This is a genomic window from Yinghuangia aomiensis, from assembly GCF_039542225.1.
GTDB classification, from domain to species: Bacteria; Actinomycetota; Actinomycetes; order Streptomycetales; family Streptomycetaceae; genus Yinghuangia; species Yinghuangia aomiensis.
This window is the reverse complement of record NZ_BAABHS010000037.1, coordinates 23,108-37,847: the sequence shown is the minus strand read 5'-3', so window position 1 is coordinate 37,847 and position 14,740 is coordinate 23,108. Positions and strand designations below refer to the sequence as shown.

Below are 14,740 nucleotides of genomic sequence, written 5' to 3'. Positions count from 1 at the left end.
CCCTTCGGCCGCTTCGTTCCGGTGTGCCGTGCTTCCGACAGGAACGACTCTGGCCGAGGGCGCTTCGGGCCGGCTGATGATCCGCTGACGGTGCGCCGTAAGGCGCTGTGTAGCGTTCAGCCATGCGTTTCGGGGTGCTCGGGCCACTGGCGGTGTGGGACGCCGCGGGGGAGCCGGTGAAGGTCCCCGAGGCGAAGGTCCGCGCGCTGCTCGCCGCCCTGCTCGTCCGGGAAGGCCGGGTGGTCTCCGCGGACCGGCTGGTCGACGACCTGTGGGGCGACGACCCGCCCGGCAACCCGGCCAACGCGCTCCAGGCCAAGGTGTCGCAGCTGCGCCGCGCGATCGGCCGCGACCGGGTGCCGCGGCAGGGCCCCGGCTACCGGCTCGACCTCGCCGACGGCGCTGAGGCGGCAGAGGTGGACGCCATGCGGTTCCTGGCCTTGGTCGCCGAGGCCCGCGCCGTCGCCGATCCCACGGAACGCGCCGCCCGGCTCGCCGGCGCACTGGACCTGTGGCGCGGACCGGCCTACGCGGACTTCGCCGACGAGGCGTTCGCCCGCACCGCGGCCGACCGGCTCGACGAACAGCGTCTCGCCGTTCTCGAAGAACACGCCGAAGCCCGCCTCGCCGCGGGCGACGACCCGCTCCTCACCGGCGAACTCGCCGATCTGGTGGCCCGGAACCCGCTGCGCGAACGCCTGCGTGCCGTGCACCTGCGGGCGCTCTACCGGGCCGGGCGGCAGAGCGAGGCGCTGGCGTCCTACGCCGACCTGCGCAGCCGACTGGCCGACGACCTGGGCCTCGACCCGAGCCCCGCGCTGGCGGCGCTGCACGAGGCGATCCTGCGGCAGGACCCGGCGTTGGACGTGCGGGCCGAGCGGACGGACGCCGGCACCGCGGCTGCGCCCGCGGCCGCCCCGGACCCCGCCCCGATCAGCTCCAACCTCCCGGCCGACGTCACCCCGCTGATCGGCCGCGACGCGGTGCTCGCGCACGTCGCCCGGTGCATGGACGAGGCGCGCCTGGTGACGCTGACCGGCCCCGGCGGTGTCGGGAAGACGCGGCTGGCCATCGCCGCGGCCCGGCGCCGGATCGACCCGGCCGCCGCGGCTTCGCCGGTTCCGGACAGCGTCCGGTTCGTCGAACTCGCCGGCCGGTACGGCGATGCCGCCGACCTGGCCGCCGAAGTCGCCGCCGTCCTCGGCATCCGCGACGACACTCCCGCGGGCGCCCCGCGCGTCGGCATGCCGTCGGCGCCCGCCGAACGCCTGGTGCAGGCGCTGCGCGACCGGTCCGTGCTGCTCGTGCTGGACAACTGCGAGCATGTGGTCGACGCCGCCGCGGAGTTGGCCGCGCTGCTGCTGCGGGGCGCGCCGGGCGTCCGGCTCCTGGCCACCAGCCAGGAGCCGCTCGCGGTCGCCGGCGAGGCCGTCGTGCTCGTCGAACCGCTCGAATCGGCCGAAGCGCAAGCCCTGTTCCTGGCCCGGGCGGCAGCCGCCGCGCCCGGGTTCGGACCGTCCGGCGGCGACCCGGCCGCGGTCGCGGAGATCTGCGCCCGCCTGGACGGCATCCCGCTCGCCCTCGAACTCGCCGCGACCCGGGTGCGGGCACTCGGCGTCCGCGGGCTGGCGGACCGGCTCGGCGACCGGTTCGGGCTGCTCACGTCCGGCCGCCGCGACGCACCCGCCCGGCAGCGCACCCTGCGCGCCGTCATCGACTGGAGCTGGGAACTCCTCGGCGCACCCGAACGCATCGTGCTGCGGCGCCTGGCCGTCCACCGCGACGGCTGCACCCTCGACGCGGCCGAGGCGGTGTGCGCGGGCGACGGGGTGGCGTCCGCGGATGTCCTGGACCTGCTGACCCGGCTCGTCGAACGGTCGCTTGTCGTGGTCGTCGCCACCCCCGCCGGGACGCGCTACCGGCTGCTGGAAACGATGGCCGCCTACGCCCACGACCGGCTGCACGAAATGGCGGACGCCACCGACACACAGACCCGGCACCTGCACTACTACCGGACCCTCGCCTCGGCCGCCGAACCGCACCTCCGCGGCGCGGACCAGCAGCTCTGGCTCGCCCGACTCGACGCCGAAGCCGCCAACCTGCGCGCCGCGCTCGACACGGCGCGCGAGGACCCGTCCGAGGCGGCCCGGCTCACCGTCGTGCTGTGCTGGTGGTGGCTGCTCCGCGGCCGCCTCACCGAGGCCCGGCGCCGCCTGGAAGCCGCCCGTAAAGCGGCCCCGGACGATGTCGAACTCGTGCTACTGCACTATGCGTTCGCCCGCATGACCGGGGAACCTGCCGCGCCTGTCGACGGCATGGCCGGCGGGGTGCCCGATGCGGTGCGCCGGGCCCGGGCGTTGTGGCTGTGCGCGTACGGCGAGTTCAGCGCGAACGACATGTCCGCGAGCGCGGAGCTGAACGATGCCGCGGTGGCGCATTCCGAGGCGGCGGGCGACCGTTGGGGCGTCGCCGCCGGACTCGCCCTGCGTGCGATGCACGGGCTCTTCACCGGCGACCTGGCCGCTCTCGACCGCGACGGCCTGCGCGCCGCCGAAGCGTTTCGCGAACTCGGCGACCACTGGGGCGAGTTGCAGACCGTCTCGCCCCTGGCTGCGCACGCGCAGATCCTCGGCGACTACGCCACCGCCGAACGCCGCCAACAGCAAGGCCTGGCCCTGGCCGAAGAACTGAACCTGCACGCCGAGGTGTCCGCCCGCCTCTCCGGCCTCGGCCGCCTCGCCCTGCTCGCCGAGGACTGGCCGAAAGCCGCCGAACTCCACGAACGGGCCCGCAAGTTGGCCGCCGAGCAGGGCTACCGCTTCGGCGAGGCCGCCGCCGAAACCGGTCTCGCCCTCGGCGCGCGCCGCTCCGGCGCGTTCGACGAGGCCGAAGCCCGGCTCCTCGGCATGCTGAACCGCTTCGTCTCCCCGGCGGGCGACCACCTCCGCTACGCCGAACTCGGCTTCACCGCCGAACTCCGCGGCGACCGCGAGGCCGCCTTGGCACACCACCACCACGGCCTCGACCGGGCCTTCACCCTGGCGGACCCCCGCGCTTTCGCCCTCTCCCTGGAGGGCCTCGCCGGCGCCGAATCCCTCACCCGGACAGGCACCCTCCGCGCCGCCGTCCTCCTCGGCGCCGCCACCGCCGCCCGCGACAGCGTCGGCGCGCCTCTCCCCCCGGCCGAACGCACCGACGTCGACCGCATCACGGCACGTACCAAGGCGGCCTTGGGCGAACACGCCTTCCGCGAAGCCTTCGACCGCGGTACGGCAATGACCCCCGAAGCCGCCGCGAACCTGGCCCGGACACCGACGGCCCACTGATGCCGGAGCCGGACGGCCGAGCGGCGGATGTCGGCCCGGGCCCGCGCCGGTGCCGTATCGGCGCGGGCCCGGGCGGACCGGTCAGTCGAACACGATCGTGTTGCCCTGATCGATGTGGCAGTCGCCGTTGCACGAGACGGTTTCCTGGCCGGCGGAGTTGACGTCCAGGGTGATGGACATGGAGCGGCCGTCGTTGCTCTGGTAATCGGCCGTGGAGCGCTCCGAGAACGTGACGGTGTCGCGGAGCAGCCCGAAGATGGTGCCGGGGAAGTTCGCGTCGCCGGTGTGCCGGGTGAGCGTGAGGGTGGCACGCGAATCGTTCTGGATCACCGCGGTGAACGTCGGTGCCGGGGTGCCTCCAACGCCGGTTCCCGGGCCGCCCGCGCCGATCGAGCCGACGGTGTTGTCGTGGCCGGCGTTGAAGACGTTCTGTCCGGCGAGCTGGTTGTTGTTGCCGACGACGACCACGGTCGAGGGCGGCGGAGCGGGGGCATCGGCCACGGCGATGCCCGGGAAGCAGGCAGCGCCGACGGCCGTCAGCAGGACAGCGGCTCGCTGGAACGTTCGGTGCACGTCGGACCCTTTCGTGACGGATGGTCCGGGCCGACACTAGGACCGAATCCTCGCCGCGTTGCGGATCGTCCCTCGGTTGGCGCATGTCGAAGGCGCGCCCCCGCGTCCGCTCCTCCTCACATCACTTCAGTCCGATGCGGTCCATGAACACCACCCCCGCGTTGTAGACCTCCACTCCCGTCACCTTGTCGTTGTAGATCGGGCCTACGACGGCCTCCGAGTACACCCACAGCGGCATGTCCTCGATCAGGGCACGTTGCAGGTCGGAGTAGGCCTGCTTGCGGACCGCGGGGTCGGAGCTGCCGCGGCCGGTGAGGAGGGCCTTGTCCACCGCGGGGTTCTTCCACGAGCCGTAGTTGAGGGGGCTTTGTGAGAAGAACGCCATGAACAACTGCGGCTCCGGGTCGACCACCCAACGTTGGGTGAGCAGGCCTTGGAAGTCGTGCTGGATCGCGGACTTCTGGATGTACGCGCCGATCTCCAGTGCCTCGATCTTCATCGACACGTTGGAGTAGGTCAGCAGACGGCTCTGCATGTACTCCGCCGTCTTCTGCGACGACGGGTTCTGCGGAATCAGGTACGAGAAGTCGACCTTCTTCCCCTCCGCCGCCAACTGGTCGAACAGCTTCTGCGCCTCCGCCCGGTTCGGCGGCGGCTGGACGAACGCCGGGTCGAAGAAGGCGGATTGGGACGAGAACAGGCCCTTGGCCGGGATGTAGCCGTTGTTCAGCGTCTTCGGGATGTCCGCAGGATCGAGGGCCAGCGAGATCGCCCGCCGGGCCCGCGGGTCGTCGAAGGGCGGGCGCGAGAGGTTGAACATGAAGTACTGGCCGCCGTCGACGCGCAGCACCGACGCGTGCGCGTCCTTCGCCGCCTTCTCCAGCAGCGCCGGGTCGGAACTGGTGAACACGTCGGCCTGGCCGTTCTTCACCGACGCCAACTGCTGCTGGATGTCGGGCACATTGCGCACCGTGAACCCGTCCAGCTTCGGCAGGCCCTTGTCCTTCTGCCAGTACGAGGGGTTGCGCGCGAACACCTGCTCGCTGCCGCGCGTCCAGCTCTTCAGCACGAACGGGCCCGCGCCGACCGGCTGCGTGCCGTACACCGCCGGGCCCTTCGCGAGCTGCAACGGCGACTCGATGTACGTGAGTTCCTGCGCGAGCGTGCGGTCGAAGTTGGCGTTCGGCGTCTGGGGGACGATCGTCAGCGTCAGCGGATCTGCCACGGTCAGCTTCAGCCCGGTCGCCGCCGCCCGGTGCAGCGAACCCGTCGCCGGATCCGCGTGCATCTCCCAGTTCGTCTTCACCGCCGCCGCGTCGAACGGCGCGCCGTCGCTGAACTGCACCCCCGAACGCAGCTTCAGCACCCACGACTTGCCGCCGTCCGGCGACGTGATGCTCTCACCCAGATGCGCGAGGAGCTTCCCGGTGCCCGGCTGGATCGCGAACAGCGGGTCGTACAGCGCGGACAACCGCGGCTCGTCGGTCACCGCCACATAGGCCGTACGGAACGGGTCGAGCTGCGCGGAATCCTGCACGGCGAGCATCGTGATGGTCCCGCCGGTCTTCGCGGGCGGCTGCGCACTGGCCGCACCGGTCGCGGCCGGGGGAGCGGCGCTGGGCTTCGGGGACGCCTTGTCGCCGGAACTGCTGCACGCCGACGCGGTGAGCGCCAGCGTCAGGGCGGCGGCCACACCTGGACCGCGGAATCTTCGTGTGGGCATGGGGGATCGGGGCAACGTGCACACCTCCGGGGCGGGAAGCGACGTGCCGGATAAGGAGCAGCCACAGTAGGGCCGGGCGGCGGCCAAATACATGCCCTCGAAACGGTTTCTTCCGATCACTTCACGGACATGTCCGCATGAAGCGCCATCCCGACCGTTGTTTGGCCGCTCCTGTGCTCCCCGGCTGCGCGGACTACGCGACCCGCTCGTGCGCCCCCGTGAACGCCGCCCACAGACCCGCGTATACCCCGCCCGCGTCGACCAGTTCGGCGTGCGTGCCGGTCTCCACGATGCGGCCCCGGTCGACCACCGCGATGCGGTCCGCCTTCGCCGCCGTCGTCAGCCGGTGCGCGACCACCAGTGTGGTGCGCCGGAGGGCGAGTTCGTCCGCCGCGCGGGTCACCGCCGCTTCGGTCGCCAAGTCCAGCGCCGCTGTCGCCTCGTCGAGCAGCAGGATGTCCGGGTCCACCAACTGCGCCCGGGCCAGCGCGATCAACTGCCGCTGCCCGGCCGACAGGGTGCGGCCGCGTTCGCCGACCGGATGCAGATAGCCGCCCGGCAGCATCGCGATCGCGTCGTGCGCGCCGACCGCCCGCGCCGCGGCCTCGACGTCGGCGTCCGACGCGTCGGGGCGGCCGTACGCGATCGCGTCGCGCACCGTGCCCGCCGCCAGATAGGCCTCCTGCGGCACGACGCCCAGCCGGTGCCGGTACTCGGCCAGATCCCAGTCCCGCACGTCCACACCGTCGACCAGGACCGCACCGGAGCCCACGTCGTAGAAACGCGCGACGAGCTTCACCAAGGTCGACTTGCCGGCGCCGGTCTGCCCGACGAGCGCGACCGTCTCACCCGGGGCGATCCGCAGGGAAATACCGGTCAACGCCTCCGGAGCCTTGCGCGTTCCGCCGCCCCCGACCGGCTCACCGGCCGACGTGTCCGGCGCTTCCGTCGCATACGCGAAGTGCACGTCGTCGAACACGATCTCGCCCTTGAGGCCGGCCTCCGGCACCGGCACCGGACGCACCGGGGCCGGCGTCGACGTCGGCGTCCGCAGCAGGTCCCGGATCCGCCGCAGCCCCACCGCGGCCTGCTGATACCCGTCGAACACCTGCGACAGCTGCTGGATCGGCGCAAAGAACATGTCGATGTACAGCAGGTACGCGATCAGCGCACCCGCCGTCATCGTCCCCGCACCCACCCGGTGCGCCCCCACGATCAGCGCCAGCGCCGCCGCCACGTTCGACAGGAACTGCCCGAACGGGAAGTACATCGCGATGTACCGCTGCGCCGTCAGCCGCGAGTCGTAGTAGTCCCGGCTCCGCGCCGCGAACCGCGCCGAGTTGCGCTCCTCGCGGCGGAACGCCTGCGCGGTACGCATGCCCGCGACGTTCTCCTGCAGGTCGGCGTTGACCACGCTGACCTTCTCGCGCGCGTCGTTGTACGCCGCCGACGACCGCTTCCGGAACACCACCGTCGCGGCGATCAGCACCGGCAGCACGCTCATCACGACCAGCGCCAGCTCCCAGTCCAGGATCAGCAGCGCCGCCATGATGCCGAAGAACGTCAGCACGCTCACCACCGCGCTGACCAGCCCGGTCTGCAGGAACGTCGACGCCGCGTCCACGTCGGTCGTCATCCGGGTCATGATCCGCCCGGACATCTCCCGCTCGTAGTAGTCCAAGCCCAGCCGCTGCAAATGCGCGAACGTCTTCACCCGCAGCGTGTACAGCAGCCGCTCGCCGGTCCGCCCCGCGATCCGCACCTGCGCCACGCTCACCAGCCAGTCCGCGGCCACCACGCCCAGCGCGACCAGCGACACCGCCATGATCGTGCTCGTCGCCGCGTCCGCGACACCCCGGTCGACGCCGGTCCGGATCAGCGCCGGCAGCGCCAGCTGCGCCGCGGCGTCCAAGGCCACCAGCAGCAGGCCGATCAGCAGCGGCCACCGGTACGGCCGCAGCAGCGATTTCAGGGTGAACTGCGGGTCTTCGGCACGTGCCGCATGCTCGTCGATCCGCGGCGTATCGGTCGCGGGCGGCAGCGCCGCGACCTGCGCGAGGAGTTCCGGGGTGGCCGACAGCATCGACGCGAACCCGCCGCCGGGACCGCCGCGCCCGCCACCGCCACCGCCGCCGAGGGCGACGGACTGCGCGGCAGTGGGCTGAAGGTCCGAGGGGGCGTCGTCCGGGGCCTGGGAACGGTCCCAGAGCTCGGGTGTGACGCCGTCGACGCGGCGGGTCGAGGCGGCCGGGGCCGCCGGAACGGCGGGGACCGCAATCTGCTTGCCCGCGGTGTCCGCGACCGACTCCCGGCCTTCCACGTCCGCGTCGCGGCCTTCGGCGTCCTCGCCCGGGCCGGACAGCAGCAGACGGAACAGCGGGCAGCGTTCGTCCAGCTCCTCGTACGTGCCGATGTCGACGAGGCGGCCGCGGTCCAACACGGCGATCCGGTCCGCGAGCTGCAGCGTCGAGCGGCGGTGCGCGATGAGCACCGTCGTGCGGCCCGCCATCACCCGGCGCAGCGTCGCGTGGATCTCGGCCTCGACCTTCGGGTCGACCGCCGACGTCGCGTCGTCCAGGATCAGGATCCGCGGATCGGTGATCAGCGCCCGCGCGAGGGCGATGCGCTGGCGCTGGCCGCCGGAGAGGGTCAGGCCCTGCTCGCCGACGACCGTGTCGTAGCCGTCCGGCAGATCGGAGATGAAGCCGTCCGCTTCGGCGGCCCGCGCCGCCGCGCGGACCTGCGCGTCGGTGGCGTCCGGACGCCCGTACGCGACGTTCGCGCGCACGCTGTCGGAGAACAGGAACGAGTCCTCCGCGACCAGGCCGATCGCCTCGCGGAGCGACCCGAGCGTCACGTCGCGGACGTCGTGGCCGTCGATGCGGATCGCACCGCCCTGCACGTCGTAGAACCGCGGCAGCAGCATCGACACCGTCGACTTGCCGGACCCCGACGTGCCGACCAGCGCGAGCGTCTCACCCGGCGCGACCGCGGCCGTGAACGAGTCCAGCACCGGGCACGACGCGACGTAGCCGAAGCTGACCCCGTCGAACTCGATCCCCGACGCCCGGGCCGGCAGCGGCGGCGCATCCGGCTTCTCGGTCACCAGCGGCTGCGAGTCGATCACCTCGTACACCCGCTCGACCGACGCCCGAGCCTGCTGCCCCATCGTCAGCAGCCCGGCCAGCAGCCGCACCGGGCCGACCAGCTGCCCCAGGTACGTCGAGAACGCCAGGAACGTACCCAGCGTGATCTCGCCTTGGATCGCCAGCCAGCCGCCCAGCGCCAGCACACCGACCTGGCCGAGCGCGGGAATCGCCGCCAGGGTCGGCGTGTAGCGGCTGTTCAGCCGGACCGCCCGCATCCGGGCCGCGAACAGCCGCCGCCCGGAATCCTCCAGGCGGCCGACCTCCTGGGCCTCCTGCCCGAAGCCCTTGACGACCCGTACACCGGTCACCGCGCCGTCCACGACACCCGCGAGCGAGGCGGCCTCCTGCTGCGCCGCCCACGTCGCCGGGAACAGCCTGCGCCGCGACATCCGTGCGATCACGAACAGCCCGGGACCGACGGCGACCGCCACCAGGGTCAGCAGCGGCGACAGCGAGAACATGACGACCAGCGAGATCACGAACAGCAGCGCGCTGCCGGTGAGCATCGGCAGCATGGCCAGCACGCCGGAGATCATCGTGATGTCCGAGCCGGCGCGGCTGACGATCTGCCCCGTCTGCAGTTCGTCCTGACGGGCGCCGTCGAGCCGGGACAGTGCGCCGAAGACCTGGTTGCGGAGGTCGTACTGCACCTCGAGGGACAGGCGCCCGCCGATATAGCGGCGGATGAACGACGACCCGAAGTTGATCACCGCCGCCCCGAGCAGCAGGAAGGCGAGCGGGGCGAGGGGGCGGTTGTGCGCGAGCACGGCGTCGTCGATCACGGCCCGCTGGACGAGCGGCACGAACGCGGTGACGGTCATGCCGACGATGGACGCCCCGAAGGCCCACAGGACGCTGCTCTTGTGCCGCCAACAGGCACCCAGCAAGCGCCGCAACCACCCGCGCCCGGCGGCGGCACGCGGAACCTCGGTAGCGGCCTGCGCCGCGGGGGTCGTCACAACCGCCAAGTATAGATGCTTAGCACGTCTAACGATTATGAGATTTTCCTGGGGCGCGCTTTACGCGCAGGTGAAGGTGGCGTCGTTCATCGGCGGCAGGAGGGCTTGCGCGGGCTCGGCGGGTGCGCGCGGATGGGCCGGTCCGGCGAGCGGGACACGCGGGAAGAGGTGGAGGCTGCCGGTCTGCCGGTGATTGAGCCAAACGATATCGCCGGGGCCGACTTCGTCGTCTTCGGTCGTCCGGAGGCCGGTGCGCAGGACTGGGGCGAGGTGCGCCCGGTAGACGAGATGCAGCTTGCGGGGCGGGGTGCCGCCGGGGCGGGACACCATCGCGTCGACGAGCCAGGTGAAGGCGGGAGCGGGAGCGTCGGGGGCCAGGCGCAGGCCCAGCTCCTCGTGCAGCTCGCGGCGCAGGGCGTCGCCGAGGTCCTCGCCGGGCTCGACATTCCCTCCGGGCAGGGAGTAGTGGCTCGCGCCGGTCGGCTTGACGCGGCGGACGAGTGCCACGTCGTCGCCGTCGAAGACGGCGGCGGCCACCCGGATTTTGATGTGGTGGAAGGGGGGTTCGTGAGTGGGTTGGGGGTCGTCGGAGGCATGGCGGCGACCCTGGCGGCGGGGGATCGGCTCAGAGATAGTCCTCCAAGCGTGCAAGTGCGAAGCCCTGGCCGGTCACTTCGCGGAGGACGCGGCGGAGCATGTCGGCCATGCTGCCCTTCCACGTGTCCGTGCCGCGGAAGTGGGTGAGGATGATGTCGCCGGACTGGAGCTTGTGGTCGCCGTAGCGGTACTCGACGCGGTCCGGGAAAGCTTCTTCGTTCCAGAGCGGGACCGCGGTGACGCCGCACGAGCGGGCGATGGCGAGGGCCTCCGCGGTGTATTCGCCGTAGGGCGGGCGGAAGAGCTTGGGGCGGACGCCGATCTGCTTCTCCAAGCTGTCCTGCTGGCCGCAGACTTCGCGCCGCAGGGCGTCACCGCCGAGCTTGCGCAGGTCTTTGTGGTTGAGCGTGTGGTTGTTGACGGCGACGCCGTGCGCTTGGAGGTCGCGGAAGTAGCCGTAGTCCGTGCGGGCAAGGTAGTCGGACACGAACGCGCTGACCGGGACGTTGAGTTCGCGCAGCATGCGGCTGAAGTCCGGGTCCTTCTCCGCGCCGTCGTCGATCGTCAGGAAGACGACCTTGTCGGTGGTCGGCACGCGGCGCACCACGGGCGGCAGTCCGGGGCGGACGATCACGTGCTGGCCGTTGTCGACGAGCACCGGTTTGGTCGCGGGCGGCGCGGGAGCGACGAGCGGGGGAGTGGCGAGCCCCCACGTGCGGGCGGCGGCCTCGCGGGCGGTACGCGCGACGCGCTCGGCTTCGGCGCGCGCCGCCTCGGCTTCGACGGCGGCCCGCGCCTCCGCGGCGGCGCGCTCGGCGGGGTCCCGCTCGGGCTTGCCGGGAACAGCCTTGGCATGCGCGTCCTGCGACGGCGTGGCGGGCCGAGTCGTCGTGGCAGCTTTCCGCGGCCAACCGGACCCGCTGGACGAGGAACAGCCCGCGGCCGCCGAAGCGGCGATCAGGCAGGCGACGGCAAGACGTCGGCGGCGTCGGCGGGGGTACGTGGGGATCACCTCCGGGGCGCGAGGATATGCCCTAGATCATCCCTTATATGGTTATATTCCTGCGGCAGGTGGGGCGAGTGGCGTGTCGGGCGCCGACGGAGGCCGACCGCGCCGACAGCCCCCGACGAGGTTCGCGATATCGCCGGTGAATTCGTCGATGTCCTGCCAAGATCCGAACACGCCGACGAGGACGATCATGGGAGCGGGGCCGGTTCCCGCCCGGCAATCGGATGCGGCGACGCGGTGATTTCCTGCCGGTCCCCGCCGCCGAGACGGTGCCCGCGAACCCGGCCTGCGGACCACGTTCCCAGCCGCGCGCAAACAGCCCCAAAGCCCTCACTCTTCGGGGTGAACTTGCGTGTCCAAGCCCGCTCACGGGCCCTTCGCTTCACCCGTGCGGCTCAACCTGGCGCATCGGAATCTCGACAAAACGCTAGCGTCATGCCGCCGCCACGCGGGTGGCGGGTCACGGCGCCAAGTCCGGGGTGGACGGCGTCGGTTCACGAGGAAGCGAGACAGGCATGAGGTTCGGTTTCCGGCGTGCGGCCGTGGTGGCCGTCGCGGTGCTGTTCGGGTCGATGGCGTCGTTGTACGTCCCCGCCGCGCGGGCGTCGCAACTGCCGCGGATGCCGCGCGTTCCGGACCGCTTCGTGCCGGCGTACTTCGCGTCGCCGTTCCCGGGGTCGCTGTGGGGCGCGGCGGGCACCGCCGCGTTCGTCTGACCGGGGCCGCGGGCGTCCCTCGGCGGTCCGTACGGGTGTGGACTCTCGCGCCCGAACGAATAGTCGCCTGACCGTCCGCCTACCCGTTGCTCCCGCCCCACGCGCCGCTCCGGGCGCACGGACAGGGCTCAGCGTGCCGGCTCCCCCCTTCGGCCGCACGCACGCTCCGTCCGATGCCCCGCATGCGGCGCGGGCGACTCGGGAACGCGCCCGCGCCGCGGGGAGCTTGCCGTCCGGCGGCACGGGCATCAGCTGGTCGGCTCGACACCTCGACCTCCCGGACCCGTAGCGGCGCCGCTCCGATGCGGCGGCGTCTACCGCACACAACGCGTACCGCCCGGCGAAGACACGGCCGCGGCGCGGAAAGTCGGCGGCACACGCCCCCAATCCTCCGATCGGCGCATCGGCCGGCGGCCCGGGGGCGGTGCGGACGGCACCGGTCTTCCGGTACCCCGACGGGGGTACCCGGACCGGCCGTCCGGTGCACAGTCGGCTTGCTCGGGAAAACCGCGCCGCGGCACCGCCCACGCCGGGCGGCGCACCACCGGCGGCGACCACCGCCGGAAAAGTCGCAAGTTGTCGCAACGACCGCCGGAAGGCTCAGGACGCCACGGCGTGATCCGCGTGCCCGGCCGCCAGCATGTCGTCCGCCAGCGTCGCGAGATCCAGGTCGAGGACGCGGGCCAGCTGCGCCACGGTGAAGAACGCCGGCATCGCGATCGCGCCGCGCTCGATCTTCCGCAGCGTGTCCAGCGGCACGCCGGACTCCGCGGCAATCTGCGCGGCACTCCGCGCCCCGCGTGCCTCGCGCAGCGTCTGCCCCAGCGCGCGGCCGCGATACCGCTGTTCCTCGGTCAGGGGAGTTCGCACCATGCGCCGAGTCTAAGCCTTGCCCCCTCGGGGCGAACCAGGCCTCCGTCACCATCGCCAAGATTTTTCGGCTGGGATTTTTTGGTGTGTATTATTTGGCCACTGCTTGGTCGCTGCGTGGCCGCCGCTTGGTCGCTGCCGGGTCACCAGTGGCCGCAACCCCGCCGCAACCCGGCCGCGCCCTGGTCGTCCCCGACCACACCGGCCGTCGTCCCCGCACCGGAAGGCCCCTGCCTTGGTCTCCCTCAAGAGCCACTCCGAGATCGAACTCATGCGCGCCGCAGGCCGCGTCGTCGCCCGGACCCTGCGCGTCACCGCCGCCGCGGCGGTCCCCGGCGTGTCCCTGATCGAGTTGGACCGCCTCGCCGCCGACACCATCCGTGCCGCGGGCGCCGAGCCGAATTTCCTCGGGCAGCGCCCGCACCGTTCGGTGCCGCCCTTTCCCGGCGTGCTGTGCCTGTCCGTCAACGACCGCATCGTGCACGGCGTCCCCGACGACACCGTGCTCCGGGAGGGCGACCTGCTGTCCATCGACGGCGGCGCCGCCGTCCGCGGCTACCACGCCGACGCCGCGATCACCGTGGAAGTCGGCAAGGTCGACGCCGCCGCCACCCGCCTGTCGCAGGCGACGAAGGAAGGGCTCGACGCCGGGATCGCGCAGATGATCCCGGGCGCCCGCCTCGGCGACATCTCCCATGCGATCCAGGAGGTCGCCAAAGCCCACGGCTACGGCATCCTGCACGGCCACGGCGGCCACGGCATCGGCACGTCGCTGCACGAAGACCCGCACGTCGCGAACGAAGGCCGCCCCGGCCGCGGCTACCGGCTGCGCGAAGGCCTCGTCCTCGCCATCGAGCCGATGTACCTCGAAGGCGGCACCGGCGACTACCGGATCCTCCCCGACCAGTGGACGCTCGCCACCGCCGACGGCCGCCGCGCCGCCCACTTCGAACACACCGTCGCCATCACCGCCGACGGACCGCAGATCCTCACCCGGGAATGACGGGCCCGGCGGTCACATCCCGCGGCCGCCCGTCACCTCCACCACCGACCCCGTGATGTAGCTGGACAAGTCCGACGCCAGGAACAGCACCGCATTCGCCACCTCCGAAGGCTCGCCCGCCCGCTGCAGCGGGACCTCGCGTTCCTTCGCCTCCCAGATGTCCGGCCGCATCGCCTCGGTCATCGGCGTGCGGATCAGGCCGGGCTGCACCGCGTTGACGCGGACGCCGAGGTGGCCCAACTCCTTCGCGGCCGCCTTCGTCATGCCGACGATCCCGGCCTTCGCCGCGCTGTAGTTGGTCTGCCCGGGCAGGCCGATCTTGCCGGACAGCGACGAGATGTTGACGATCGCGCCGTGCCCCTGCTCCCGCATCACCAGCGACGCCGCGCGCAGACCGAGCCACGTCCCCTTCAGGTGCACGTCGACGACCGCCTCGAAGTCGTCGAGGCTCATTTTGCGGAGTGTCGCGTCCCGCGTGATGCCCGCGTTGTTGACGAAGACGTCCAAGGCCCCGAACGCGTCCACACAGGTCCGCACCAGCGCGTCCACGTCCTCCGGCACCGTCACGTCGCAGCCCGCGGCCACCGCCGTGCCGCCCTCCGCGGTCAGTGTGTCGGCCGCCGCGCGGGCCGCGTCCGCGTCCCGGTCGCCGATCACCACGCGGGCGCCCTGCGCGCAGAACACCCGGGCGATCGCCAGCCCGATGCCTTGGGCCGCGCCCGTCACCACCGCGCCGCGCCCCTGGAGCAGTCCTTCGACCATTGCCCGTCCTCCTCGCCGCACGCGGCCGGCCCGAGCGGCCGGCACCCCGCATA

Annotated in this window: 10 protein-coding genes; 3 read left to right on the top strand and 7 right to left on the bottom strand. The window is 72.4% G+C overall.

The genetic code is table 11. The annotated features are described in order from the left end of the window. Nucleotides 1-122 precede the first annotated feature (122 nt). A complete protein-coding gene (locus tag ABEA93_RS34680; protein WP_345679897.1) occupies nucleotides 123-3,326 on the top strand; it encodes an AfsR/SARP family transcriptional regulator in 3,204 nt (1,067 codons plus the stop codon). 81 nt (nucleotides 3,327-3,407) lie between these two features. Here ABEA93_RS34680 and ABEA93_RS34675 read toward each other — a convergent pair whose 3' ends face one another. The 5 genes from ABEA93_RS34675 to ABEA93_RS34655 form a co-directional block, all read right to left on the bottom strand. Beyond that, a complete protein-coding gene (locus ABEA93_RS34675) occupies nucleotides 3,408-3,899 on the bottom strand; it encodes a hypothetical protein (protein ID WP_345679896.1) in 492 nt (163 codons plus the stop codon). A gap of 121 nt (nucleotides 3,900-4,020) precedes the next feature. Beyond that, the gene (locus ABEA93_RS34670) at nucleotides 4,021-5,622 is read right to left on the bottom strand and encodes an ABC transporter substrate-binding protein (RefSeq protein WP_345679895.1); all 1,602 of its coding nucleotides are present in this window, start codon (nucleotides 5,620-5,622) and stop codon (nucleotides 4,021-4,023) included. A gap of 193 nt (nucleotides 5,623-5,815) precedes the next feature. After that, nucleotides 5,816-9,730 carry an ABC transporter ATP-binding protein gene (locus tag ABEA93_RS34665; protein WP_345679894.1) on the bottom strand — a complete coding sequence of 1,305 codons (3,915 nt, stop codon included), beginning with the start codon at nucleotides 9,728-9,730 and terminating at the stop codon, nucleotides 5,816-5,818. Nucleotides 9,731-9,790: 60 nt separating this feature from the next. After that, nucleotides 9,791-10,267 carry an NUDIX hydrolase gene (locus tag ABEA93_RS34660; RefSeq protein ID WP_345679893.1) on the bottom strand — a complete coding sequence of 159 codons (477 nt, stop codon included), beginning with the start codon at nucleotides 10,265-10,267 and terminating at the stop codon, nucleotides 9,791-9,793. Nucleotides 10,268-10,355: 88 nt separating this feature from the next. Then, nucleotides 10,356-11,339, bottom strand: coding sequence for a polysaccharide deacetylase family protein (locus ABEA93_RS34655; RefSeq protein WP_345679892.1), 984 nt, complete (start codon nucleotides 11,337-11,339; stop codon nucleotides 10,356-10,358). Nucleotides 11,340-11,851: 512 nt separating this feature from the next. Here ABEA93_RS34655 and ABEA93_RS34650 point away from each other — a divergent pair. Continuing rightward, entirely contained in the window at nucleotides 11,852-12,052 is a 201-nt protein-coding gene (locus ABEA93_RS34650; protein WP_345679891.1) for a hypothetical protein, read from the top strand. Between the two features lie 600 nt (nucleotides 12,053-12,652). Here ABEA93_RS34650 and ABEA93_RS34645 read toward each other — a convergent pair. Next, entirely contained in the window at nucleotides 12,653-12,925 is a 273-nt protein-coding gene (locus tag ABEA93_RS34645; RefSeq protein WP_345679890.1) for a helix-turn-helix domain-containing protein, read from the bottom strand. A 232-nt stretch (nucleotides 12,926-13,157) separates the two neighbouring features. On the opposite strand from ABEA93_RS34645, the gene map reads away from it, so the two are divergent. Continuing rightward, nucleotides 13,158-13,925, top strand: coding sequence for a type I methionyl aminopeptidase (gene map / locus ABEA93_RS34640; RefSeq protein ID WP_345679889.1), 768 nt, complete (start codon nucleotides 13,158-13,160; stop codon nucleotides 13,923-13,925). A 12-nt stretch (nucleotides 13,926-13,937) separates the two neighbouring features. Here the strand turns inward: map and fabG are convergent, their stop codons facing one another. Beyond that, complete coding sequence (fabG, locus tag ABEA93_RS34635; RefSeq protein WP_345679888.1) at nucleotides 13,938-14,687, bottom strand: 3-oxoacyl-ACP reductase FabG; 750 nt, start codon at nucleotides 14,685-14,687, stop codon at nucleotides 13,938-13,940. Nucleotides 14,688-14,740 lie beyond the last annotated feature (53 nt).

Coding starts and splice junctions, on each gene's coding strand:
- ABEA93_RS34680 (WP_345679897.1), top strand. CDS start 123: ATGCGTTTCGGGGTGCTCGGGCCACTGGCGGTGTGGGACGCCGCGGGG.
- ABEA93_RS34670 (WP_345679895.1), bottom strand. CDS start 5,622: ATGCCCACACGAAGATTCCGCGGTCCAGGTGTGGCCGCCGCCCTGACG.
- ABEA93_RS34650 (WP_345679891.1), top strand. CDS start 11,852: ATGAGGTTCGGTTTCCGGCGTGCGGCCGTGGTGGCCGTCGCGGTGCTG.
- ABEA93_RS34645 (WP_345679890.1), bottom strand. CDS start 12,925: ATGGTGCGAACTCCCCTGACCGAGGAACAGCGGTATCGCGGCCGCGCG.
- fabG (WP_345679888.1), bottom strand. CDS start 14,687: ATGGTCGAAGGACTGCTCCAGGGGCGCGGCGCGGTGGTGACGGGCGCG.